The organism is Hoeflea sp. EC-HK425, from assembly GCF_902498795.1.
GTDB lineage: Bacteria > Pseudomonadota > Alphaproteobacteria > Rhizobiales > Rhizobiaceae > Hoeflea > Hoeflea alexandrii.
In genome coordinates this window covers 1495580-1516768 of the sequence record NZ_LR701572.1, presented here as the reverse complement: position 1 = coordinate 1516768, position 21189 = coordinate 1495580, and the positions used below count along the sequence as shown (strand labels likewise).

The following is a 21189-nucleotide window of genomic DNA, read 5'->3' as shown; positions in this document are numbered from 1 at the left end:
CCGGAGCCGCACAGAGAAATCGTGGCTCCGCCAGTCTGGCCGAAACCAGCTTCGTCTAGCGGGCGTTTCTTGGCAGGAAGACCGTCAGCAGCCCGAGGAACGGCAGGAACGAGCAGATCTGGTAGACGAAGACGATGCCTTTCGCGTCCGCCACCTGTCCCAGCACCGCGGCGGAAATGCCGCCCATGCCGAAGGCGAAGCCGAAGAACACGCCCGCGATCAGCCCGACACGGCCCGGCACCAGCTCCTGGGCGAAGACCACGATGGCCGGAAACGCCGAGGCCAGCACGATGCCGATGATTACGGTCAGCACCGCCGTCCAGAACAGGTCCGCATAGGGCAGCATCAGCGTGAACGGCAACACTCCCAGGATAGACACCCAGATCACCGCCTTCGCCCCGATCCGGTCGCCGATCGGCCCGCCGATCAGCGTGCCCGCGGCCATTGCACCGAGAAAGACGAACAGCAGCAGTTGCGCTTCCTGTACCCCCACGCCGAAACGCTCGATGGTGTAGAACGTGTAGAAGCTGGTGAAACTTGCCACATAGATGTTCTTGGTGAACACCAGAAGGGCCAGGACCACCAGCGCCGCAATCACCCGCCGGCGGCTGTGCACCAGGGCCGTGTCTGCCGCCGGACGTCCGGCAGAAGCCCGGCGATAGGCCGCGTACCAGCGGCTGACCCAGGTCAGGATCACCATCCCGGTCAGGGCCGCCAGCCCGAACCAGGCGACGGAAGTCTGGCCGTTGGGAACGATGATGAAAGCCGCCAGCAGCGGCCCGCTTGCCGTGCCGATATTGCCGCCCACCTGAAACACCGATTGGGCGGTACCATGTCTGCCGCCCGAAGCGAGCCGGGCAATCCGCGACGATTCCGGATGGAACACAGCTGACCCTAAGCCCACCAGAGCCGCCGCCAGCAGCAGTAACGCATAGTAACCTGCAGATGACAGCAACAGGAGCCCTACCAGCGTGAACCCGGTTCCAACCGGCAGTGCATAGCCGATCGGCCGCTTGTCGGTGAACGCCCCGATCGCCGGCTGCAATAACGAGGCTGTGAACTGAAAGGCAAAGGTCAGCAGGCCGATCTGTGTAAAGCTGAGATCATAGTTGATCTTGAGTATCGGGTAGATCGCCGCCAGCACCGACTGCATCGTGTCATTGAGAAAATGGCAGATGCTCAGCGCCACCACCACTGAAAACGCAGCCGGCGTTGCAGCCTTGGTGACTGGACCTGCCCCAGTGGTTTCGGGAACGACACTCATGGTTTTTCCTCGGCATCAGGCCAGGCATCAAAGCAGGGTTGTGACCTGCTGAAGAGCCGCCTCCAAACATCGACGTGACGAACAGCTCTGTCAGACCCGCATCTGACAGGCAGCAACGAACCCCGCGTTACGGTCCCATCCACCACGTCAAAGCCTGACCGGAGCCTTCGTTTTGTCACTGATACATGCCTTGCCTGCAGCCCGCCTTCGTGGTTTGGTCTAGTCTTTACGCATTTGGGCCAAAAACATGTCGCTTTCGAGTATCCCGCGGGACCCCTCGCCCGCCGTCGCATCATCGCAACCCCACCGCGCCGTGGTCGAAGCCTCAACCATGCCGGCCGTCGCCTTCGCGCACCGATTGGATCGCGACGGGCATTTCACCGAGCACGAACACAGCCGCTCGCAACTCCTGCACCCGATCACCGGTGTCGTCATCGTCAACACCTCAGCCGGACGCTGGATGGTGCCGCCCGATCACGCCTTGTGGATACCCGCTGGTGTCCGCCACGCAGTCGACACGATTGGCCGGGTCGAAATGCAGTCGGCCTATGTCAGGCCCAATGCCGTGGAAGGCCTGCCAGACCACCTGCATGTGACCGGAATGACCCGGTTGATGCGCAGTCTGCTTGCCGAAACGGTCAGACTGGGGCCGGATGCGGCCGACCCCCGGGCGCAGCTCATTCAGGAAGCATTGCTGCACGAAATACCGTTGTTGCCCGAGCGGCCACTCGGCCTTCCATTGCCGCGAAGCTCGCGTCTTGCAGCATTGTGCCGCGACTTCGTGGCGCAGCCATCGGCCCGCGTCGAGATTGACGACTGGGCCAGTGAGGCCGGCATGAGCCGACGCAGCTTCACCCGCGTGTTCCGCCAGCAAACCGGGCTCAGCCTTTCCGCCTGGCGCCAGCAGGCCTGCGTCATGGCGGCGCTGCCGCGCCTGAGCGCAGGTGAACCGGTCACCGCGGTTGCGATTGATCTGGGCTATGAAAGCCTGCCTGCCTTCACCACCATGTTCTCCCGCGTTATGGGCGCGCCGCCCAGAACCTATCTCAAGAACCAACGCGCGCATTGAAACCGAACCCGGTTTCAGGCACTGCAGTCCATACCAAGCGGATATGCGCGCAATACGGGCGCAGACTGATTGAATCCCCAATAAGTAAGCAAATTGTGACATTTGTGAAAATGCGATAATCTGAGTCGCACTCCCGTCAGATCCGGCGCGCATGGACAGCAAGCCTTCGTTGGCTGGATCCGGCATGCCACCGGCTCTGGCGTTTCATTTCAGTCTCAGGTGTTTCATGTCCGGAATGGTCGTTTTCATCAATCTTGCCGGCGCGGTAGCGCTTTTGCTCTGGGCGACACGTATGGTCCGCACCGGTATCGAGCGGGCCTACGGGAACATTCTGCGCGAAAAGCTGCGCCTTGCGATCGGCAACCGGATCACCGCGGCCATAGCAGGCTTTTTCTTTGCGATAGCCCTGCAGAGTGCAACAGCGGTGGCGCTGATCGTCGCGGGCTTCGTTGCCAGCGGCTATGTCTCCACCGCGATCGGCATAGCAACGCTGCTCGGTGCGGATCTCGGATCGGCACTGGTCGTGCGCATCCTGCGTCAGGATCTCTCGCTGCTGATCCCGGTACTGCTGCTTGCCGGAACCATTGCGTTCCGGGCTAGCGAGTCACGGCAATGGCGCCAGGTCGGGCGGATCCTGTTCGGGCTGGGACTGCTGCTGCTCTCGCTGCGCCTGATCGGAGAGGCATCGATCCCGCTCAAGACCAGTGAGATCCTGCCGGTCATCATAAACTACCTGTCGCGCGACTGGATTACCGCCTTCGTGCTTGCCGGCCTGCTTGCCTGGGCCTTCCATTCGAGTGTTGCCGCCGTGTTGCTGCTTGCGTCCCTGGCGGACCGGGCATTGATACCGCCCGTGCTGATCATTCCGCTGGTGCTCGGCATCAATTTCGGTGCGGCGGTCATCGGCGCTGTGCTGACCCGGGGCGAGCGCATCGATGCGCGGATCGTGCCGTTGGGCAATGTCGCCATCCGCGGGTTCGGCACGCTGCTGGCGCTCGCTGCACAACTCGCTTTCGAACTGGAAAGCAGTTTCTTCTCCGCTCAACCCGGCGATGCTGTGGTGCTCGTGCACCTGGCCATCAACCTCGCAGTGCTTGTCTTCGGCCTGCCGTTCTGCGGTCTCGTCGGCAAGATCCTGAAGGCCTGGCTGACGCCAGTGATCCAGCTTGAGGAACAAGAGGCCGAAACCCGCATCACCGCGCTTAACCCGGACCATCTTTCTGATCCGAAGCAGGCAATCGCCAATGCCACCCGCGAGGTGCTGACCGTCTGTGACCGTATAGAACTGATGTTGACCTGGATTTTCGACGTGTTCGACAAGCTCGACAAGCAGAAGATTGCCCGCATCGAGGATCTCGACGATGAGGTCGACGAGACCCATCGCGAGATCAAGTTCTACCTGGCAAAGATCTCGCAGTCCGAACTCGACGACAAGTCCGCGGCGCAGCTGCAGGATCTGCTCGGCGCCACCATCAAGCTCGAGCAGGCCGCCGACATCATCGCCCAGAACATGGTGACGAGGGTGCGCAAGAAGCACGCACGCGATATCGCCTTCTCCGCCGAGGGCTGGCACGAACTCAAGGGCCTGCACAAGGAAGTCATGCGCAATGCGCGGCTCGCCTTCAACCTGTTTGTCAGCCGTGACGTCGACCACGCTCGCCAGCTTGTCGCCCAGAAGGAGGTTGTCCGCACCATGGTGCGCAACAGCGAGGAGAGCCACATGCAAAGGCTGCGTGACGGCAACGACGACAGCTACGACAGCAGCTCGATCCACATCGACACCATGCGAGATCTCAAGGAGATCAACTCGCTGTTCGCATCGATTGCCTACCCGGTTCTAGCCGGGGCCGGAATGCTGCGCAAGAGCCGGCTGCTGTAGCCCCGTGCAGGCACCACCGCCCGGACGCGAAGCGGTTCAAAGGGCAGGAATGTGCGTGGGCAGATCCTCGGCGGTCAGCCCGCTGCCAGCCCGGCGTGCGGCCTCACCATGCATGGCGACACCGGCGCAGGCAGCTTCGAATACCGGCATGCCCCGCGCCAGCAATCCGCCTATGATCCCGGCCAGCACATCGCCGCTGCCAGCAGTGGCCAGCCAGGCCGGCGCATCTGCATTCACCGCGGCGCGTCCGTCGGGAGCCGCGATCACGCTATCCGCGCCCTTGTAGACGACAACCGCATTCTGCGCCCGCGCCGCAGCCCGCGCCCGGTCGATCTTTGACAGCGTTACGTCATCGGCAAGATCGGCGAACAGGCGGCGGAACTCACCCTCATGCGGGGTCAGGACAAGACGTGCCTCACCGGCAAACAACTCCGCCAGTTCCTCGGTCTTTCCGGCGAAAGCAGTCAGTCCATCGGCATCCAGCACAACCGGCTGGCCGGCTTCAGCCAGCAGGGAAGTATAGGCCCGCGCCTTTTCCAGATCCCCAAATCCCGGCCCGATCACGAACCCAGACAACCGGCTATCGCCAAGCCAGTCCGCGAGCTCGGCGGCATCCCGAATTGCCCTTTGCATGATGGCGGTCAGGTGGGTGGCCTGGACCATGACCGCACTCGGCTGCGCCGCCACCGTGACAAGCCCGGCGCCACACCGGAGCCCGGCCATGGCCGAAAGCCGCGCGGCTCCGGAGGAAATCAGAGGCCCGGAAAAGACAACCAGGTGCCCGCGCGTGTACTTGTGCTGGGATGCCGCACTGCCAGGCAGGTGTGCTGCATAGAGACCTCGATGATTACGCCAGACCGTATCATCACTCGCGATCAATCGTGCCGGTATGCCGATATCGCACAAATGCATCTCACCGCAAAGCTCCCTGCCCGGCATCAGCAGATGCCCGGGCTTCAATGCAGCGAAGGTAACCGTGTGAAGCGCTTGAAAACAGGCGCCGGTCGGCTCTCCCGTGCGCCCGGAAAGTCCCGATGGCAGATCGACCGCGACAACCGGTGTTTTCGCTCGGCTGGCACGCTCGATCAGCGCCTCGACATCGCCACTGACCGGCCGGTCCAGCCCGGCACCGAACAAGGCATCGACAATCACGTCACCAGCGCGCGGCCGCCAGTCCGAAAGCGGGCAGATATCACCGGGAAACTGGGCCCGCGCACGAGCCGCATCGCTTCCGGGCTTTGGCTCCAGACCGAAGCGCTGAACCTCCATTCCGCTGCGCTGGAGGAGCATTCCGGCCACATGTCCATCGCCTCCATTGTTGCCCGGGCCGCACAAGACAACCGCACGCTGTGCTTGCGGGAAGCGCGCAAGCACGACCGCAGCCACATGGGCGCCAGCGGACCGCATCAGGCCAAAACTGTCGATGCCGCTATCGGCGGCAGCCTTGTCAATTTGGCCCATCGCATCGGGCGAGACCAGAACGGTTCTGTCTATTGCCATGTTGTGTTGGTGACATGGCCTTACGGCAACGGTCAAGACGGCTGCGCCAACGAGGCCGCCAACACACTCCCATCACAATTATGCACACATTATAGGCATTCAGGGTGAAAAACATGCAGATGATGGCGCACAAAAAATCATCAACAATGAAATCCATTTTTGTGCATTTGCTGCAAATCGTGCAAGAACTGAGCTCCCAAAGGCTCGAGGTGACAAATCGAGCCAGCTTTTCCGGGGAATTTGCGTTGAATTTTAATTTTTTCACCCGGATCCGGAGTTTTTTCGACAAAGTGGCACGGCGTGTGCTTTGATAGACGCGAGTGGGTATTTGGCGTCAGTCTAGCTGCCCGCTTTCACAGGACAGAGCGGAGAATTGGTTCTCATGAAAAAGATCGAAGCGATCATCAAGCCGTTCAAGCTTGATGAAGTGAAGGAAGCTCTTCAGGAAGTCGGCCTGCAGGGCATTACTGTCACCGAGGCCAAGGGTTTCGGTCGCCAGAAGGGCCACACCGAACTCTATCGCGGGGCAGAGTACGTCGTAGACTTCCTGCCCAAGGTTAAGGTCGAAATCGTTCTCGCGGACGAAACGGCGGAAGCAGCGATAGATGCAATTCGCAATGCAGCCCAGACCGGCCGCATCGGCGATGGCAAGATCTTCGTTTCCAACATCGAGGAAGTTATCCGCATCCGGACCGGTGAAACCGGCAACGACGCCATCTGACCACTGTGCGCGGCCGCGCGCCGTGCACCCATCGTCATTTATAAACAGGGAATATCGCACATGACGACTGCCACTGAAATCCTCAAGCAAATCAAGGACAACGACGTCAAGTTTGTCGATCTGCGCTTCACCGACCCGAAGGGCAAGATGCAGCACGTGACCATGGACGTGTCCTGCGTCGATGAAGATCTTTTCGCCGATGGCGTTATGTTCGACGGCTCATCGATCCAGGGCTGGAAAGCCATCAATGAGTCCGACATGGTTCTGATGCCGGACACCTCGACCGTCCACATGGATCCGTTCTTTGCACAGTCGACCATGGTCATCTTCTGCGACATTCTCGATCCGATCACAGGTGAAGCCTACAATCGCGACCCGCGCACGACCGCCAAGAAGGCTGAAGCCTATCTGCAGGCATCCGGCCTCGGTGATACCGTCTATATCGGTCCTGAGCCTGAGTTCTTCATTTTTGATGACGTCAAGTACAAGGCAGACCCTTACAACACCGGCTTCAAGCTCGACTCGTCGGAACTGCCATCCAACGACGACACCGACTATGAAACCGGCAACATGGGCCACCGCCCGCGCGTCAAGGGTGGCTACTTCCCGGTTCCCCCGGTTGACAGCTGCCAGGACATGCGTTCCGAAATGCTCACCGTTCTGGCCGAAATGGGCCTCGTGGTTGAAAAGCATCACCACGAAGTGGCATCGGCGCAGCACGAACTGTGCATGGTCTTCGACACCCTGACCCGCATGGCCGACAAGACCCAGATCTACAAGTACGGCGTCCACCAGGTTGCCCACGCCTATGGCAAGACAGCAACCTTCATGCCGAAGCCGGTCTTTGGTGACAACGGTTCGGGCATGCACGTGCACCAGTCGATCTGGAAGGGCGGCAAGCCGACTTTCGCCGGCGACGAATACGCTGGTCTGTCTGAAAACTGCCTTTACTACATCGGCGGCATCATCAAGCATGCCAAGGCGATCAATGCCTTCTCGAACCCGTCGACCAACTCCTACAAGCGTCTTGTTCCCGGCTACGAAGCTCCGGTGCTGCTGGCATACTCGGCTCGCAACCGGTCGGCATCCTGCCGCATTCCGTTCGGCTCTTCGCCGAAGTCCAAGCGCGTTGAAGTCCGCTTCGGTGATCCGACGGCCAACCCGTACCTCGCCTTTGCTGCCATGCTGATGGCCGGCATTGACGGCATCAAGAACAAGATCCATCCCGGCAAGGCCATGGACAAGGATCTCTATGATCTTCCTGCCAAGGAACTCAAGAAGATCCCGACCGTTTCAGGCTCGCTTCGCGAAGCGCTCGAGAACCTCGACAAGGACCGCAAGTTCCTCACCGCCGGCGGCGTTTTCGACGACGACCAGATCGATGCTTTCATCGAGCTGAAGATGGCCGAAGTCATGCGTTTCGAAATGACTCCGCACCCTGTCGAATTCGACATGTACTACTCGGCCTGATCGACCAACACCGGGCCGCCCTGGCGGCCCGGCACAACAAAGCCGGCGAACCCCTTGTGGCTTCGCCGGCTTTTCATTAGATTATATTTATGTTTATCGTCAGTTCTTCAGCCGCTGCTTTAGCAGATTGAGATATTCCTCATTGCTGTCTGCGGGTGCGGGCTGGGCCGTCGCCGAGCACTCCGGAGCATAGTCAAGCGCCATGCCCGCCTTGACGCAGGACCCGACCTGCCAGCCTGGCGGCAGCGCCGTCAGGTCGACCGATTTCCATTTCGGATGGCCGGTTTCACGCAGTCTTTCCATGTTGTTGAGGACCAGGCTGGAGAAGTCCGATACCGTGGTGCAGCTCTCTCGATGGTAGGCGTTGCGGTTCGGATCGTAATCATACGTCATCAGCACCGCCTTGACCGCGACCAGGTCGACAGCCTCCCGCTGAAAACCATAGGTCCCGCCGGGAATGCTGGTTTCGGTGTAGGTCGCCAGAAGCGGCGCCTCCGTTATGGGCAGAAGATGGAACTTGTCCGGGTCGATATCGGCCTTGGCAAACAAGGAAGCCGGTGCCCCAGCGACATAAAAGAAGGCATCGATCTCGCCGGCCTGAAGCTTCGGCAGCGCCTGGTCCGGATTGAGCGGCAACCGCTCGGCGTCCTTGACCTGAAGAATATCCAGGATCAGCGAGGCGGTAAGGAACGTTCCGCTGTCCTTGACCCCGATGGCCACTCTCTGCCCCTCGAGATCCCTGATCCCCGAGAGGCCGGACCTCGCCAGAACATGAACCTCCTCATTGTAGAGCGGAAACATGATCCGGACGCCGCGCACCGCATCCTGGATTTCGGCGTCATTGGCCTCGAAGGTCTTGAGATACTCGAGCACATCGCTCTGGACGATACCGAACTGGGTGTTGCGCCGTTTGCGCACGCCGACGAAGTTTTCAAGCGACCCTGCGCTTTCCATCACATTCAGCGTCAATCCGCATTGAGCCCCAAGCGCGGCCATGTCCTGACCGATCCGGATATAGGTTCCGGTCGGCCCGCCGGTCATGATGTTGCGCTCGAATTCCTGGGCATGGCCTGGGCTCGCGGCACACAGTGAAATGCCGGTCGCCAGTGCCAGCCCCCGCAAACCGGTGACAAAATCTCTCAAGGGCGTTCTCCTCATCTCAGCAGTTGCTGTTCAGGTCGCGGATCAGATTGCGCAGTGTCAGAATCGGCACCCGGTCGAACAGGCTTTCAAGCGCGCTCGTCACGCATTCGCCGTTGACCAGGCGATCGGTCAATTCCTGCCGTTCCGCCTCGCCCAGTGTTTCAAGGCCGGGCGCGGCGCGCAAGGCCTGGGCAACATCGCCGCGGTCACGCGGATCAAGGGCTGAAGCAGCACCTTGCGCGTCTTGCTCCTCCTGCGGCTGTTCAGGCGAGACATCTATGTTCTCGGCCTGATCGGTGTTTACTGCAGCCTCAACTTCATTGTTGAGCGCTTCAATCGCCAGACGGGCCACCTCCAACTCTCTCCGCGTTGATGTCAGGCTCTCTTCCAGCTCGACGATCCGCGCTGCCTCAGCGACCTGGTCCTCGGATGCAGCCTTGAGCCGGGCTTCGAGCGCAACCTGATCTGCCTGAAGCGTTTCTGCTTGGCGTTTCAACTGATCCCGCTCCGAAGTCAGTGCCGGCAAGACCTCGCCCTGCAGCCGTTCCAGTTCCGCTTGCAGCCTTTGCCTGTCGGTCTCGGCTTGCCGTTCGAGCGCCTGGCGTTCGGCTTCCAGGGCTTCAAGGCCGGACCTGAACGCCTCGTTCTCCGCAGCCAGAACGTCACGCTCGCGTTCCAGCGCATCCATGGCTCCAATTGTCTCTTCCGGCAATGCTGTCGGGGTGTTGCTGGCGGCGAGTTCCTGTGCCAACGCGTCCAGATCGCCGGCCATCCGCGCAACATCCGCCTTCAACGCTTCGACTTCAGCAGCCCTCGCGGCCTCGGCGGCGCGGGCGTCACTGAGCTCATCTCGGGCCTCGGCCAGCGCCTTGTTGAGTTCGGCTGTCTCAACCTGCGCTGCATCGCTGACGACACTCTGACCATCCTGAAGGATCAACGAGGCAGAATAGCCGCCAGCCCCACCGACCAGGAGGGCAATCAGAACCGCAATCACCGTGCGAGCGCCACCGCGCCTGGCACCAGCCCTGAAATCGTTGTCCCTGCCCCACTGGTTTGCCAAATTGCTGCCTTCCTTGCGCAATCTCGCGCGTTTTTTCTGCCGGATACAGCTGTTCCCGGCGCCGTCTGCAAGCGGCACACCCGCTGCCGCCCAGAGGTACCGGCAATGCGCCGGGCGCGCAAGCAAGGCACCACACTCGAAGGCACCCGGTAACGCTTGCTTCGTTCTATCTGGTTAGTCATCAGATCCCCTGCAAGACCGGACTTCTCGCTGTGCGCGCCGGAAATGCACAAGGCCGGGACGCGATCACACGCGCCCCGGCCGAATGGGTGACCTCTGAAAGTAAAGTGCGAGAGCCCTATTTCTTCGTCTGGCTTCCGATGAAATCGCGCACGATGCGAACGATGCCGCGGCCGAGCACCGCATCGAGCGCGGTGATGAACTCATCCACATGCTCGCGACCACAGACAAGCGGCGGCTCGAGCCGGATGACGTTGCGGTTGTATTCGGTGAACGCCACCAGCACATTGTGATCGCGCAGCAGTTCGGCGCCGACAAAGCCCGACAGCGACCCCTTCAGCTTGTCGTCCAGCAGCGCAACCATGGGCCTGAGCAATGCCGGCAGGGTCTGGCTGAAGTCCTGGAACTCGAGCCCGACCATGAAGCCGCTGCCCCGCACATCCTTGATGATCTGCGGATACTTGGCTTTCAAGCCGTTCAGCCGTTCGATCAGGTAGGACCCGACCCGCTCGGCATTGCCGATCAGATCCTCGTCATACATGACGTTGAGCCCCTCGATTGCCGTGACACAGGCCTCGCCGATGCCACCAAAGGTGGCCTGGGCATGGATCATCGCGGTCTTCGGCGTGCCATAGGCCTTCATGTAGACCTTGCGGGAAGCGATCATTGCCGCCATCGCGGTCTTTCCGCCGCCCAGCGACTTGGCCAGCGCGGTGACATCCGGCACGACACCGGCCTTCTCGAAGGCAAAGAAGTGCCCGGACCGGCCCATGCCGCACTGGACTTCATCGGCGATCCACAACACGCCGTGCTTGTCGCACAGCGCCCGCAGTTCCTGCCAGAACTCGACCGGCGCTTCGATGATGCCGCCGCCGCCCTGGATGGTCTCGAGCACGATGACGCCGATTCCCGGATCCGCTTCGAAGGCATTGCGAATGGCATCGATATCGCCGAAGGGCACCTTCACCGTGTTGCCGGTCAGCTGGAATTCACCGCGGTAGAGTTCGGAGTCGGTCAGCGACAACACGCCCTTGGTCTTGCCGTGGAACGAGTTCTGCGCATAGACGATCTTCGGTCGACCGGGACCGGCGGCGCGTTCAGCCACCTTGATCGCGGCTTCCATGGCCTCCGATCCGGACGAGCCGAGGAACACCATGTCGAGGTCACCGGGTGCAATCGCGGCCAGGTTCTTGGCCAGAGCCGACGCATACTGGCTCATGAAGGCGATCGCGATCTCGTGACGATCCTCGTCCTGGAACTGCTTGCGCGCCTCGATGATGCGCGGGTGATTGTGGCCAAGCGCCAGCGAGCCGAAGCCGCCGAAGAAATCGAGGATCTTCCGGCCGTTCTGGTCGGTATAGTACATCCCCGACGCGGTCTCGATCTTGACCTTGTGGAACCCGAGAAGCTTCATGAAATGAAGCTGGCCGGGATTGATGTGATCCTTGAACAGCTCGGTCATTTCAGCGACCGACATTGCCTTTGCATCCGCCACCGTCAGCAGATCGGGACGGTTTGTGCGGCCTGCAGGCGCGTGGCTGCCAGCGCCGGTATCAGACAAGGGCGGAGCGTCGACGGCGACGCGTGTTGGGGTATCTAGCATGGTTCAGGCTCCTTCGGAACGAGTTCATTCGGCCGGTGCGACCTGGGCGGCAGCGGAAGACCCGCCGCGCGCCTTGGCTGCGCGATATTCGTCATAGGCCGCGATCAGCATGTCTTCATCGCGGTATTGCGGCACCCAGCCGAGCTGACGCTCGCCCTTGGAAACGTCGAGAACGCAGTTCTCGTCGGCAATCAGATACTGTTCCGGATCCATGATCGGCATGTTGACAAGGTCAAACAGGTCCAGCGTCCGCTTCACCGCCCAGCCCGGGGTCGGGATCAGGAACGATTTCGAACCGGCATGCTTGACCAGATCGCCAAGCAGCTTGCGCACCGGCGGCGGATTGATCGAGCCCAGATTGTAGGCCTCGTTCGGAACGCCCGCCTTCCAGGCCAGCCGCGCGGCTTCCGCGCAGTCGAACACGGAGATGAACTGATACGGGTTCTTGCCCGACCCGATCATCGGTACCGGCAGGTTGGCATCGATCAGCTTGAACAGTTTCTCGAGGATCCCGAGCCGGCCCGGGCCGATGATCAGCCTTGGACGGAACAGCGATATCGACATGCCCCGCGTCCGCCAATCGGCTGCCAGAACCTCGGTATCGAGCTTGGACTGGCCGTATTCGCCAAGCGGCTCAACCGGATGGTCCTCGGTCATCGGGAACGTGACGGTGTGCCCGTAAATCATGTCGGTGGTGAAATGCACCAGCTTGCTGGCGCCCGCCTTGTCCATCGCCTCGATGATGTTCTTCGTACCGTCGAAATTGACCGGATAGAAGAACTCATGACGCTTGGAGCGGATCTGCAGCGGCGACAACATCTTGGCCGAAAGGTTGTAGACCATGTCGTCTGCGGCGATCGGCACATTGGCGACCATGTCCGGCCTGGTTACATCGCACTCAACGATCGTGGCATCGCGATAGAATGCCCGGTTGTCGTTGACGATATCGGCGATGATCACCTCTTCGCCATCTGCGAGCAGTTTCTTAGCAAGATGGCGTCCGACAAAGCCGTCGCCGCCGAAGAGAATGTGTTTCATCGCGTGATCTCATTTGCTGCTACGTTGATCTTGGAAAGCTGTGCGGACTGCTGCGCCTCGCCGGCTGTATCGTCCCGACCGGACTGGGCGATCAGCACGGTCCCGACGCAGATGAAGGCGATTCCGGCAATGCGCCAGCTGTTGAGGTCTTCCTTGAAGAGCACAAAGGCAAACACGGCCACGGCCACATAGGCGAGGCTCAGGAAGGGATAGGCAAACGACAGTTCAACCTTGGACAGCACATACAAGTGCGACGCCATCGAGATGACGAAAGTGGCGAGCCCGGCAAAGACCCAGGGGTTGAACAGGATCTGGAAGATCCGCGCGATCATGGTGTCGGCGGTAAAGGAGACAGGCCCCAGAGAAATCATGCCCTGCTTGAGCATCAATTGTGCCGCCGCATTGGTCAGCACAGTAAACAGAATGAAGACGATATATTTCATGTCCCGCTCCAAATTAGGATTGGTGCGGTTCTAGTCGTATTTCCCCAATATCCGGTTGATCGGCGCGGTCAATTTTTCCTTAAATTGAATCTATTCCCGAAATGAACCGTTCTCACCTGCAGTCAGGCACCGGATCAGCGGCGCCTGAAGACAAATTCGAGCGTCTGTTTCCAGTCCGTCATCCGGATGGGTGTGCCATGCGAACCGGTGTCAAACAGGATGAATTGAGCCGGGTAGCCACCGGCACTGCGCCGGACCGCGTCGAACACGGACTTCTGGTCCTGCCAGTCATAGACCGTATCGTAACTGCCATGGGTAAAGACCAGGGGCAGTTTCGAGCGCACTGCAAGGCTCCTTGCCAGTGTCATGTCGGGTGCCCCGCCGAGTATTGCCATGCCCGCAAGCCGCGGCACAACAGCCGGGTCGTTGGCAAGTTTCGAACAGATGATCGATCCCATCGACGCGCAGGCCAGCAGCACCGGAGCCCTCCCCGCCATGATCAGCGCCTTGATATCCCTGGCCCCTGCATCGTCGAAACTGGACACGGTCGGAGACAGGTATGCACCGCCATTGAGCACCATCAGGTTCTTGAGCCGGTTGAAATTGCCTCCGAAGGTATAGTCATTCATGCCGAGCCGTTGGTCGCCGCCCCGCCCGTGTACGAAAATCACGGCGAGCCGGGCCCGCGAATAGTCACCGGCGACGCCGGTTTCGATCTTGCGGCCATTGGCTTCGTGTACCGCCACCCGGCTGTATTTTCGAACGCCGGTCGCCACATAATTTGATCGTACGCGCCTTTCCGGTTCGCTGTCTCGGCGATGGATGTCGCGCATCTTGTCGTAGTCGACTACGAAGAACGTCCCCTCGTCGGCCACCGATAGGATGCCGGGATAGGCAAACAAGCGGTCCTTGTGCCCTCTGAGGTCGAGTGCCTGGCCGAGAACAACCGCGCCCGGCATCAGCGTCAGGACGAGCAATAACGCGCCGGACACGACAAGAACGTCGCGCCAAGCCGCAAAGCAAATGCTACACAGTCGATTGAAGGAATGGATTCTGGCACACTCCGGCTGATTCGTTTCCACAATCTACATCAGGCATTACGGCGATATGGACGATTCCAACGATCTTTTTTCCACAACTGGCACCCCGGCGGCAACACCCGAGTCAAAATCGGAAGACATAACGCCCAGGCAAGCTCCGGCGGCGGCGCCGAAAGCGGCACGCCCGGCGGTCTCCAAATCCGGAGCGCCGGCCAGCGGCGACGAGTATGATGCCTCCACCATCGAGGTCCTCGAGGGCCTGGAACCGGTGCGGCGGCGTCCGGGCATGTATATCGGCGGCACCGACGAGCGCGCGTTGCACCACCTTTTCGCAGAAGTCATCGACAACTCGATGGATGAAGCCGTCGCCGGACACGCCAATTTCATCGAAGTCGAGCTTGATGCCGAGGGATATCTTTCCGTAACCGACAATGGCCGCGGCATCCCGGTGGAAAACCATCCAAAATTTCCGGGCAAATCCACCCTCGAGGTGATCATGACCGTGCTGCATGCAGGTGGCAAGTTCGACAGCAAGGTCTACGAGACCTCGGGCGGTCTGCACGGTGTCGGCGTTTCCGTGGTAAACGCCCTTTCGGATGACCTTGTGGTCGAAATCGCCCGCAACAAGAAGCTCTACCGCCAGCGTTTTTCCCGCGGAATTCCTCAGGGTGGCCTTGAAGAACTCGGCGATATCCACAACCGGCGTGGCACCAAGGTCCGGTTTCATCCAGATCCGGACATCTTTGGCCCAGGTGCGCGCTTTGATCCCGGCCGGCTCTACCGCATGGCCCGCTCAAAGGCCTATCTCTTCGGTGGAGTGGAGATCCGCTGGGTCTGCGCACCGTCGCTGGTCGAGGGCACGGAAACGCCTGAGAAGGCCGTGTTTCATTTCCCCGGCGGTCTCAAGGATTATCTCGAAGCCTCGCTCGGCAAGGAACACCGGGTCAACCGCGACATCTTCGCAGGCAAAACGGAACGTGCCGGCGGCCATGGCTCGCTCGAGTGGGCCATCACCTGGTATGGCGGCGATTCCTCCATCAGTTCCTACTGCAACACCATTCCGACGCCAGAGGGCGGAACCCATGAAGCAGGATTGCGGATTGCGCTGACCAAGGGTCTGAAATCCTATGCTGAACTGACCGGAAACAAGCGAGCCGCCGCCATCACCACAGACGACGTGATGATCTCGTCGATAGGCATGCTTTCGGTCTTCATCCGTGAACCGGAATTCGTTGGTCAGACAAAGGACAAGCTCGCAACCGTCGAGGCCCAGAGGATCGTCGAAAACGCCATACGCGATCCATTCGACCATTTCCTTGCAGATTCTCCCGCCGAGGCAGACAAGCTGCTCGAATGGGTCATCGATCGCGCCGATGAACGGGTCCGGCGGCGCAAGGAGAAGGAAGTCAACCGCAAGACTGCGGTACGTAAACTCAGGCTTCCCGGCAAGCTTGCCGATTGCAGCCAGACCAGTTCCGAAGGCGCCGAACTGTTTATCGTCGAGGGTGATTCCGCCGGCGGCTCGGCCAAGCAGGCCCGCAACCGTGCCAACCAGGCAATCCTGCCTCTGCGCGGCAAGATCCTCAACGTCGCCAGCGCAGGACGCGAGAAACTTGGCGCCAACCAGCAGATCGCCGACCTGGTTCAGGCGCTGGGATGCGGCACACGGTCAAAGTACCGCGAGGAAGATCTGCGTTACGATCGCATCATCATCATGACCGATGCGGATGTCGATGGCGCGCACATCGCGTCCCTGCTGATCACCTTTTTCTACCAGGAGATGCCCGAACTGATCCGCCAGGGGCACCTCTATCTCGCCGTTCCGCCGCTCTACAAGCTCACCCAGGGCGCCAAATCGCTCTACGCGCGCGACGATGATCACAGGGTTGAGCTCCTGGAGACGGAATTCACCGGCCGTGGCAAGGTGGAGATCAACCGCTTCAAGGGTCTTGGCGAAATGCTGCCGGCGCAGCTCAAGGAGACCACCATGGATCCGGCCAAGCGAACGCTGCTCAAGGTGGCCGTCGATGCGACCGATCCTGAATCGACCCGTGATGCCGTTGACAACCTGATGGGAACCAAGGCCGATGCCAGGTTCCGTTTCATCCAGGAACATGCAGCTTTCGCCGACAATCTCGACATATAGGCGGGGCGCCAGTGCTTGGGACGGTCGGTCGAGAAGGTATATCCTGCTTCTTCATCGGCGATGAACCGAGCATAAGCTGTTGCTTAAAGACGATAATCCTGCTGTAACATCGCCAAGCAATCATGCAATGTTCGGGGGGACAATGATTTGAGCAATCTTGCGATATCCTTTCTTAAACGCACGATACTGGCCGCCGCGATAGCCATATCGACGGCTGGCGCAGCGGTCGCGGCAGACAAATTCGGGGCCATTGCGTTTTCGAAGTCGACCGGAGCCTACGGGTTTTCCTACGATCATCAATCGCGCCGTGATGCCGAAGCCCGCGCCATGTCCGAGTGCAAGTCACGCAGCCGCGGCTGCATGATCGGCATCTGGTTCAAGAATGCGTGCGGTTCCGTCGCACTTGGAACCAATGGCTGGGGGAGCGCATGGGCAGGCTCACGCGGCAACGCAGAACGCGCAGCTGTCGCCAACTGCTCGAAACACACCGGCAACTGCAGGGTGCTGGCCTGGACCTGTACGGCGCGGTGACTTGACTGCCGCCTACGCGGCCTCGGCCACCAGCGACTGGGCATAGTCGCGCGACTGACTGCGCTGCCAGCTCAGATGCATCGACTCGACAAGCCGCAACAGCTCGGCCACGGACGGCTGCAGTTCTGCGTCCTGCCAATGACGTTGCAGCAATTCGGTGGTGACACGCCCGGTGTCCACGTTTGCGTTGTTGCGCGATGCCGCGCGCCAGATCTGGGTCGCGGTGACAAACACCGGCGCAAGGTCGCCGCCAAGCCCGATCGACCTGTAAAGCGCCCGCATCGCGGTTTCACGTCCATCGACGAGAATGCCTCTTACCCGCGATTCGCTCATTCCTGACAAGGATACCACCGCGCCCGCGAAGAAATCGACATTGCCGGTGCAAAGGGCATGGATGAGAAAGGCGGGAGTCAGGCGTCCGGAGATGCGAAGATGTTCCACCAGCGCCGGGATCTCCGCCGTGACAACCGTTTCCGCAAGCCTGAGCGTCGCGTTCATGCAGGCCTCTTCGGTGATCTTGCGCCCCCTGCCGCTGCCGATCGCCGCGCGGACAAGATCCGATCCGGCCAGCGCCGCCCCGAGACGCTCAACCAGCGACTGACGCACGTCGCAGGGCAGATCCGCACGGTCAAACAGACGCGCCCGGATCTCCGGGTCATCGCCGAACCGCTCGGCGATCCGCCGCAGCGAAATCCGTGCCAGCGACACGTGCGGATTGTCAAGCAGGTCGCCCACGGCCGCGACCTCTCCGACCTCGGCCATTGCGGCCGCAACCGATATGGAAACCGGGCAGCGGAACGCCACGAACCTTTGCAGCGAAGACCGTCCACTTGCAACGATCTCGATCAGGTCATTGTCGCCCAGCACCGGCGAAAGCGCGATGATCCGGCCAGCAACCTCGATCTGGTCGCTGGCAAGCCCAAGCACCACGCTGCGCGGCGCGTGTTCGACCATCGCCAGCCCCTCGGCAAGCGAGAGGCGGACCTTTGGAGAAGGGTCTTCCATCAGCAGCGCCAAGGCGGCCTCCGCCTCGCGGCGTTCCGCCTGGTTCATCTGTCCCTGCGCGTAGGCCCTAGTCAGAGCCTTGGTGGCAAGGCAGCGATCACCGACCTTGGCGGTTTCCGACCACTTCAAAAACGAACTTACGATCATGAATTTGCGACCCCACTCGGTACCAGTTGCTCGACACTAGAGCGAAATGGTTTACGATCGGTTCACCATGATTGTTAACGCCTCGGCAGTGCGCGGTTGCATGAGCGAGCCTCACCGGCCCTGATACCAAAAGGCCATGAAGCCGCGACAACGGCCCGGAATTTGCGAATCTATTCAACATCATCGCGTTATGTGACCCTGATGCCCCCTCCCGCTGTGGAGCTTCGGCATTCTTAAGTAACTGGAACTTGCACATCGGTTTCGAACGCGGCATCAATAAAGCTCAGATTGTGTGAGGAGTAAGCCATGCGCGGCATGTATCTTGAGGAATTCGAACCGGGCGCGGTGATTTCCCACACCTTGCGGCGGACCGTCACCGAAATGGACAACATGCTGTTTTCCAACATGACGCTCAATCCGCAGCCGCTGCATATCGATTTTGAATTCTGCAAGACCACCGAGTTTGGCCAGCCGCTGGTCAACTCCCTCTTCACTCTGGGATTGATGATCGGCATTTCCGTCAACGACACGACTGTCGGCACCACAATCGCCAATCTTGGCATGAGCGAAGTCACTTTCCCGCATCCGCTGTTTCATGGCGATACCGTGCGCGTGGAGACAAAGGTTCTCTCGGTGCGCGAATCGAAATCAAAGCCCGATCGCGGCATTGTCGAGATGGAGCATCAGGCCTTCAATCAGCACGACAAACTCGTCGCTCGCTGTGTTCGCCAGGCGATGATGCGCAAGAGGCCTCAGTCATGATGCGGTCCCTGCTGTTCGTACCCGGGGATTCGGAACGGAAGATGGCAAAGGCGGCGGACACAGGTGCCGACGCGCTGATCCTCGATCTTGAGGACTCCGTGTCACAATCGCGCAAGGCTGATGCCCGGCAGATCGTGACATCCTTTCTCAACGCCGCCGACCGGAGCGCCGGAACCCCTTGGCTGATCGTGCGCGTCAATGCACTCGATACCGGCATGAGCGATGAAGATCTCGCTGCCGTCATCTCCGCTGCCCCCGATGCGATCCTTCTCCCGAAAGCAGGCTCGGGCGCCGACATCCAGCACCTCAGTGCCCGGATTGCTGTCCATGAAGCCGAAGCCGGCTTGGAAGACGGCAAGATCAAGATCCACGCCCTGATGACCGAAACGGCCGGCGGCATGCTGTCCGCAGGCTCCTTCGCCGCCAAGTCAGAGCGGCTTTCGGCGCTGGCCTGGGGCGCGGAGGATCTGGCCGCGGACATTGGTGCATCGTCCAACAAGAATGAAAACGGTGCCTACACCGATGTGTTCCGCATGGCCCGCGCCCTGACGATATTGGCAGCCGCCAATGCCCGCGTCGATGCCATCGATACCGTGTTTACGGATTTCCGCGACATGGAAGGCCTGGATGCCGAATGCCGCGCCGCGGTCCGCGACGGCTTTACCGGAAAAATGGCGATCCATCCCGATCAGGTGGCGGTGATCAACAGGGCTTTCACACCGCCGCCGGAAGATGTTGAGCGTGCGGTCCGGATCCTGGCGCTGTTCGCGGCGGCAGGCCCCGAGGCGGGGGTCCTGTCACTTGACGGAAAGATGATCGACAGGCCGCATCTGCGCCAGGCCGAACGGATTGCGCGCCGGGCGGGACTTGAGCCGCATACCCTGCCCGAGATCAGCTAGGCCGGGTCACTTTTTCAAAGGCCAGGGCGGGCGCCGAAGTTCAAAAGTCTGGGAGCCATCGGCGTAGTCCATGTAGCCGAGCCGCGCCAAAGGCGCCACCGCAGCCATGTCGAGCCTGCCGTTGACCAGTGCAGCCTCGTCGATGTGAATGCCAACCACCTGACCGATAACGACGAAGGCATCGCTGGAGTGACCATCGAGCGCTTTCGGCTGGAACATTTCAGTCACCTTGCACTCGAGCGCGGCATGAGCCTCGGCCACGAAGGGCGCATTGATGAGCCGCGCTTCGGCCATTTCCAGTCCGGAAAAGCCGAACTCGTTCTCGCCATAGGGAGCATTGGCCGAGGACAAGTTCATCTTCTCGGTCAAGGCGCGGCCGACCATGCTGGTGGTGAAAACGCCGGTCTCCTCGACATTGCGCAGGGTATCCTTGCGCCCCACTGAGGAAAACATGACCATCTTGGGGTTGTCGGAAATCGCGTTGAAGAACGAATAGGGTGCCAGATTGACCGACCCGTCTGCGCCCCTCGAGCCGATCCAGCCGATCGGTCGCGGCGAAACGATTGCCTTGAACGGATCATGCGGCAGGCCGTGAGCATTGTCCTTGGTTTCGTAAAACATGGCTCTCACTCACCTGCGAACGTAACAATGTCGGCAAGCGCCGGCCGTGGCCGTTCTCCCGGATGCATTTTCGGCGTGCCGATATGGATGAAGCCCGCGACCTTTTCACCATCGGCAATTCCGAGCACGCCGTATGCGTCTTCGTCAAAGGCAAACCATTCGGTCAGCCAGTTGGAAGCATAGCCAAGTGCATTGGCCGCCATCACCAGGTTGAGGCACACGGCGCCGGCACTCATCACCTGTTCCCATTCAGGTATCTTGACGTGAGGAGCAGCGCGCGAAACCACCGCGATCACTACCGGTGCACGCGTCAGCCGGCTCTTCTCTACCGCAATCATGTCGTCTGCCATGTCCGGCTTCCGCGCCATGGCGATACCCGCGAGTTCCAGCGACATCCGTTCGCGAACATCACCCGCATAGACGATGAACCGCCACGGTGCGAGCTTGCCGTGATCGGGAACCCGGCTGGCAAGCGCGAGTATTTCCTCGATCTCGCCCCGCGACGGACCCGGCTCGCTCATCTGGAAGGCGGGAATCGAGCGGCGGGTTTCAAGATAGGATTTCAGGGCAGCATTGACCGGCATGTCTTCCTCGTGCATTCAGGTTCGACCGAAAACGGCCATGAATTTGCCATGGCTTTGGGGTCCAAGTGACCTCTCGCATTCAAG

At 60.6% G+C, this 21189-nt stretch carries 19 protein-coding genes; 8 read left to right on the top strand and 11 right to left on the bottom strand.

All coding sequences use genetic code 11. The annotated features are described in order from the left end of the window. Positions 1 to 55 precede the first annotated feature (55 nt). A complete protein-coding gene (locus SPHINGO391_RS09970) occupies positions 56 to 1264 on the bottom strand; it encodes an MFS transporter (RefSeq protein ID WP_152008687.1) in 1209 nt (402 codons plus the stop codon). Between the two features lie 247 nt (positions 1265 to 1511). Here SPHINGO391_RS09970 and SPHINGO391_RS09965 point away from each other — a divergent pair, with 247 nt between their 5' ends. Further along, the gene (locus SPHINGO391_RS09965; protein ID WP_152008686.1) at positions 1512 to 2333 is read left to right on the top strand and encodes a helix-turn-helix transcriptional regulator; all 822 of its coding nucleotides are present in this window, start codon (positions 1512 to 1514) and stop codon (positions 2331 to 2333) included. A 226-nt stretch (positions 2334 to 2559) separates the two neighbouring features. Beyond that, positions 2560 to 4212: a Na/Pi cotransporter family protein gene (locus SPHINGO391_RS09960; RefSeq protein ID WP_152008685.1), complete on the top strand. Its 1653-nt coding sequence runs from the start codon at positions 2560 to 2562 to the stop codon at positions 4210 to 4212. 36 nt (positions 4213 to 4248) lie between these two features. Here the strand turns inward: SPHINGO391_RS09960 and SPHINGO391_RS09955 are convergent, their stop codons facing one another. Further along, positions 4249 to 5712, bottom strand: coding sequence for an NAD(P)H-hydrate dehydratase (locus SPHINGO391_RS09955; protein WP_152008684.1), 1464 nt, complete (start codon positions 5710 to 5712; stop codon positions 4249 to 4251). A gap of 382 nt (positions 5713 to 6094) precedes the next feature. On the opposite strand from SPHINGO391_RS09955, the gene SPHINGO391_RS09950 reads away from it, so the two are divergent. Both SPHINGO391_RS09950 and glnA read left to right on the top strand, forming a co-directional pair. Next, a complete protein-coding gene (locus SPHINGO391_RS09950) occupies positions 6095 to 6433 on the top strand; it encodes a P-II family nitrogen regulator (protein ID WP_152008683.1) in 339 nt (112 codons plus the stop codon). Between the two features lie 60 nt (positions 6434 to 6493). Further along, positions 6494 to 7903 (top strand): type I glutamate--ammonia ligase, encoded by a 1410-nt coding sequence (gene glnA, locus SPHINGO391_RS09945; RefSeq protein WP_152008682.1) that lies wholly within the window; start codon positions 6494 to 6496, stop codon positions 7901 to 7903. 99 nt (positions 7904 to 8002) lie between these two features. Here glnA and SPHINGO391_RS09940 read toward each other — a convergent pair whose 3' ends face one another. The 6 genes from SPHINGO391_RS09940 to SPHINGO391_RS09915 form a co-directional block, all read right to left on the bottom strand. Continuing rightward, entirely contained in the window at positions 8003 to 9046 is a 1044-nt protein-coding gene (locus SPHINGO391_RS09940) for a TAXI family TRAP transporter solute-binding subunit (protein ID WP_244615159.1), read from the bottom strand. Between the two features lie 16 nt (positions 9047 to 9062). Continuing rightward, entirely contained in the window at positions 9063 to 10106 is a 1044-nt protein-coding gene (locus SPHINGO391_RS09935; RefSeq protein WP_152008680.1) for a hypothetical protein, read from the bottom strand. Between the two features lie 298 nt (positions 10107 to 10404). Next, positions 10405 to 11763, bottom strand: coding sequence for an aspartate aminotransferase family protein (locus SPHINGO391_RS09930; protein ID WP_152011508.1), 1359 nt, complete (start codon positions 11761 to 11763; stop codon positions 10405 to 10407). Positions 11764 to 11913: 150 nt separating this feature from the next. Then, positions 11914 to 12927 carry an NAD(P)-dependent oxidoreductase gene (locus tag SPHINGO391_RS09925; protein WP_152008679.1) on the bottom strand — a complete coding sequence of 338 codons (1014 nt, stop codon included), beginning with the start codon at positions 12925 to 12927 and terminating at the stop codon, positions 11914 to 11916. Then, the gene (locus tag SPHINGO391_RS09920) at positions 12924 to 13370 is read right to left on the bottom strand and encodes a transporter (protein WP_152008678.1); all 447 of its coding nucleotides are present in this window, start codon (positions 13368 to 13370) and stop codon (positions 12924 to 12926) included. The genes SPHINGO391_RS09925 and SPHINGO391_RS09920 overlap by 4 nt, the downstream gene beginning before the upstream one ends. Before the next feature lie 134 nt (positions 13371 to 13504). Then, positions 13505 to 14362, bottom strand: coding sequence for an alpha/beta hydrolase (locus tag SPHINGO391_RS09915; protein WP_244615158.1), 858 nt, complete (start codon positions 14360 to 14362; stop codon positions 13505 to 13507). 115 nt (positions 14363 to 14477) lie between these two features. Between SPHINGO391_RS09915 and parE the strand changes: the two genes are divergently transcribed. After that, positions 14478 to 16556 (top strand): DNA topoisomerase IV subunit B, encoded by a 2079-nt coding sequence (gene parE / locus SPHINGO391_RS09910; protein WP_152008677.1) that lies wholly within the window; start codon positions 14478 to 14480, stop codon positions 16554 to 16556. Positions 16557 to 16703: 147 nt separating this feature from the next. Beyond that, complete coding sequence (locus tag SPHINGO391_RS09905) at positions 16704 to 17087, top strand: DUF4189 domain-containing protein (RefSeq protein ID WP_244615157.1); 384 nt, start codon at positions 16704 to 16706, stop codon at positions 17085 to 17087. Between the two features lie 12 nt (positions 17088 to 17099). Here the strand turns inward: SPHINGO391_RS09905 and SPHINGO391_RS09900 are convergent, their stop codons facing one another. Beyond that, the gene (locus tag SPHINGO391_RS09900; protein WP_152008676.1) at positions 17100 to 18239 is read right to left on the bottom strand and encodes a DUF2336 domain-containing protein; all 1140 of its coding nucleotides are present in this window, start codon (positions 18237 to 18239) and stop codon (positions 17100 to 17102) included. A gap of 306 nt (positions 18240 to 18545) precedes the next feature. Here SPHINGO391_RS09900 and SPHINGO391_RS09895 point away from each other — a divergent pair, with 306 nt between their 5' ends. Beyond that, positions 18546 to 19001: a MaoC family dehydratase gene (locus SPHINGO391_RS09895; RefSeq protein ID WP_152008675.1), complete on the top strand. Its 456-nt coding sequence runs from the start codon at positions 18546 to 18548 to the stop codon at positions 18999 to 19001. After that, complete coding sequence (locus SPHINGO391_RS09890; protein WP_152011505.1) at positions 19001 to 19900, top strand: CoA ester lyase; 900 nt, start codon at positions 19001 to 19003, stop codon at positions 19898 to 19900. Before SPHINGO391_RS09895 ends, SPHINGO391_RS09890 begins: the two co-directional genes overlap by 1 nt. Positions 19901 to 19906: 6 nt before the next feature. Here SPHINGO391_RS09890 and SPHINGO391_RS09885 read toward each other — a convergent pair whose 3' ends face one another. Beyond that, complete coding sequence (locus tag SPHINGO391_RS09885; protein WP_152008674.1) at positions 19907 to 20521, bottom strand: flavin reductase family protein; 615 nt, start codon at positions 20519 to 20521, stop codon at positions 19907 to 19909. A 5-nt stretch (positions 20522 to 20526) separates the two neighbouring features. Beyond that, complete coding sequence (locus tag SPHINGO391_RS09880) at positions 20527 to 21120, bottom strand: nitroreductase (RefSeq protein WP_152008673.1); 594 nt, start codon at positions 21118 to 21120, stop codon at positions 20527 to 20529. Positions 21121 to 21189: the final 69 nt, after the last annotated feature.

What these genes read in the sequence shown, in the direction of transcription:
- SPHINGO391_RS09920 (WP_152008678.1), bottom strand. Translation starts at nt 13,370, where the DNA reads ATGAAATATATCGTCTTCATTCTGTTTACTGTGCTGACCAATGCGGCG.
- glnA (WP_152008682.1), top strand. Translation starts at nt 6,494, where the DNA reads ATGACGACTGCCACTGAAATCCTCAAGCAAATCAAGGACAACGACGTC.
- parE (WP_152008677.1), top strand. Translation starts at nt 14,478, where the DNA reads ATGGACGATTCCAACGATCTTTTTTCCACAACTGGCACCCCGGCGGCA.
- SPHINGO391_RS09890 (WP_152011505.1), top strand. Translation starts at nt 19,001, where the DNA reads ATGCGGTCCCTGCTGTTCGTACCCGGGGATTCGGAACGGAAGATGGCA.
- SPHINGO391_RS09930 (WP_152011508.1), bottom strand. Translation starts at nt 11,763, where the DNA reads ATGTCGGTCGCTGAAATGACCGAGCTGTTCAAGGATCACATCAATCCC.
- SPHINGO391_RS09970 (WP_152008687.1), bottom strand. Translation starts at nt 1,264, where the DNA reads ATGAGTGTCGTTCCCGAAACCACTGGGGCAGGTCCAGTCACCAAGGCT.
- SPHINGO391_RS09895 (WP_152008675.1), top strand. Translation starts at nt 18,546, where the DNA reads ATGCGCGGCATGTATCTTGAGGAATTCGAACCGGGCGCGGTGATTTCC.
- SPHINGO391_RS09955 (WP_152008684.1), bottom strand. Translation starts at nt 5,712, where the DNA reads ATGGCAATAGACAGAACCGTTCTGGTCTCGCCCGATGCGATGGGCCAA.
- SPHINGO391_RS09885 (WP_152008674.1), bottom strand. Translation starts at nt 20,521, where the DNA reads ATGTTTTACGAAACCAAGGACAATGCTCACGGCCTGCCGCATGATCCG.
- SPHINGO391_RS09965 (WP_152008686.1), top strand. Translation starts at nt 1,512, where the DNA reads ATGTCGCTTTCGAGTATCCCGCGGGACCCCTCGCCCGCCGTCGCATCA.
- SPHINGO391_RS09880 (WP_152008673.1), bottom strand. Translation starts at nt 21,120, where the DNA reads ATGCACGAGGAAGACATGCCGGTCAATGCTGCCCTGAAATCCTATCTT.
- SPHINGO391_RS09900 (WP_152008676.1), bottom strand. Translation starts at nt 18,239, where the DNA reads ATGATCGTAAGTTCGTTTTTGAAGTGGTCGGAAACCGCCAAGGTCGGT.
- SPHINGO391_RS09960 (WP_152008685.1), top strand. Translation starts at nt 2,560, where the DNA reads ATGTCCGGAATGGTCGTTTTCATCAATCTTGCCGGCGCGGTAGCGCTT.
- SPHINGO391_RS09950 (WP_152008683.1), top strand. Translation starts at nt 6,095, where the DNA reads ATGAAAAAGATCGAAGCGATCATCAAGCCGTTCAAGCTTGATGAAGTG.
- SPHINGO391_RS09925 (WP_152008679.1), bottom strand. Translation starts at nt 12,927, where the DNA reads ATGAAACACATTCTCTTCGGCGGCGACGGCTTTGTCGGACGCCATCTT.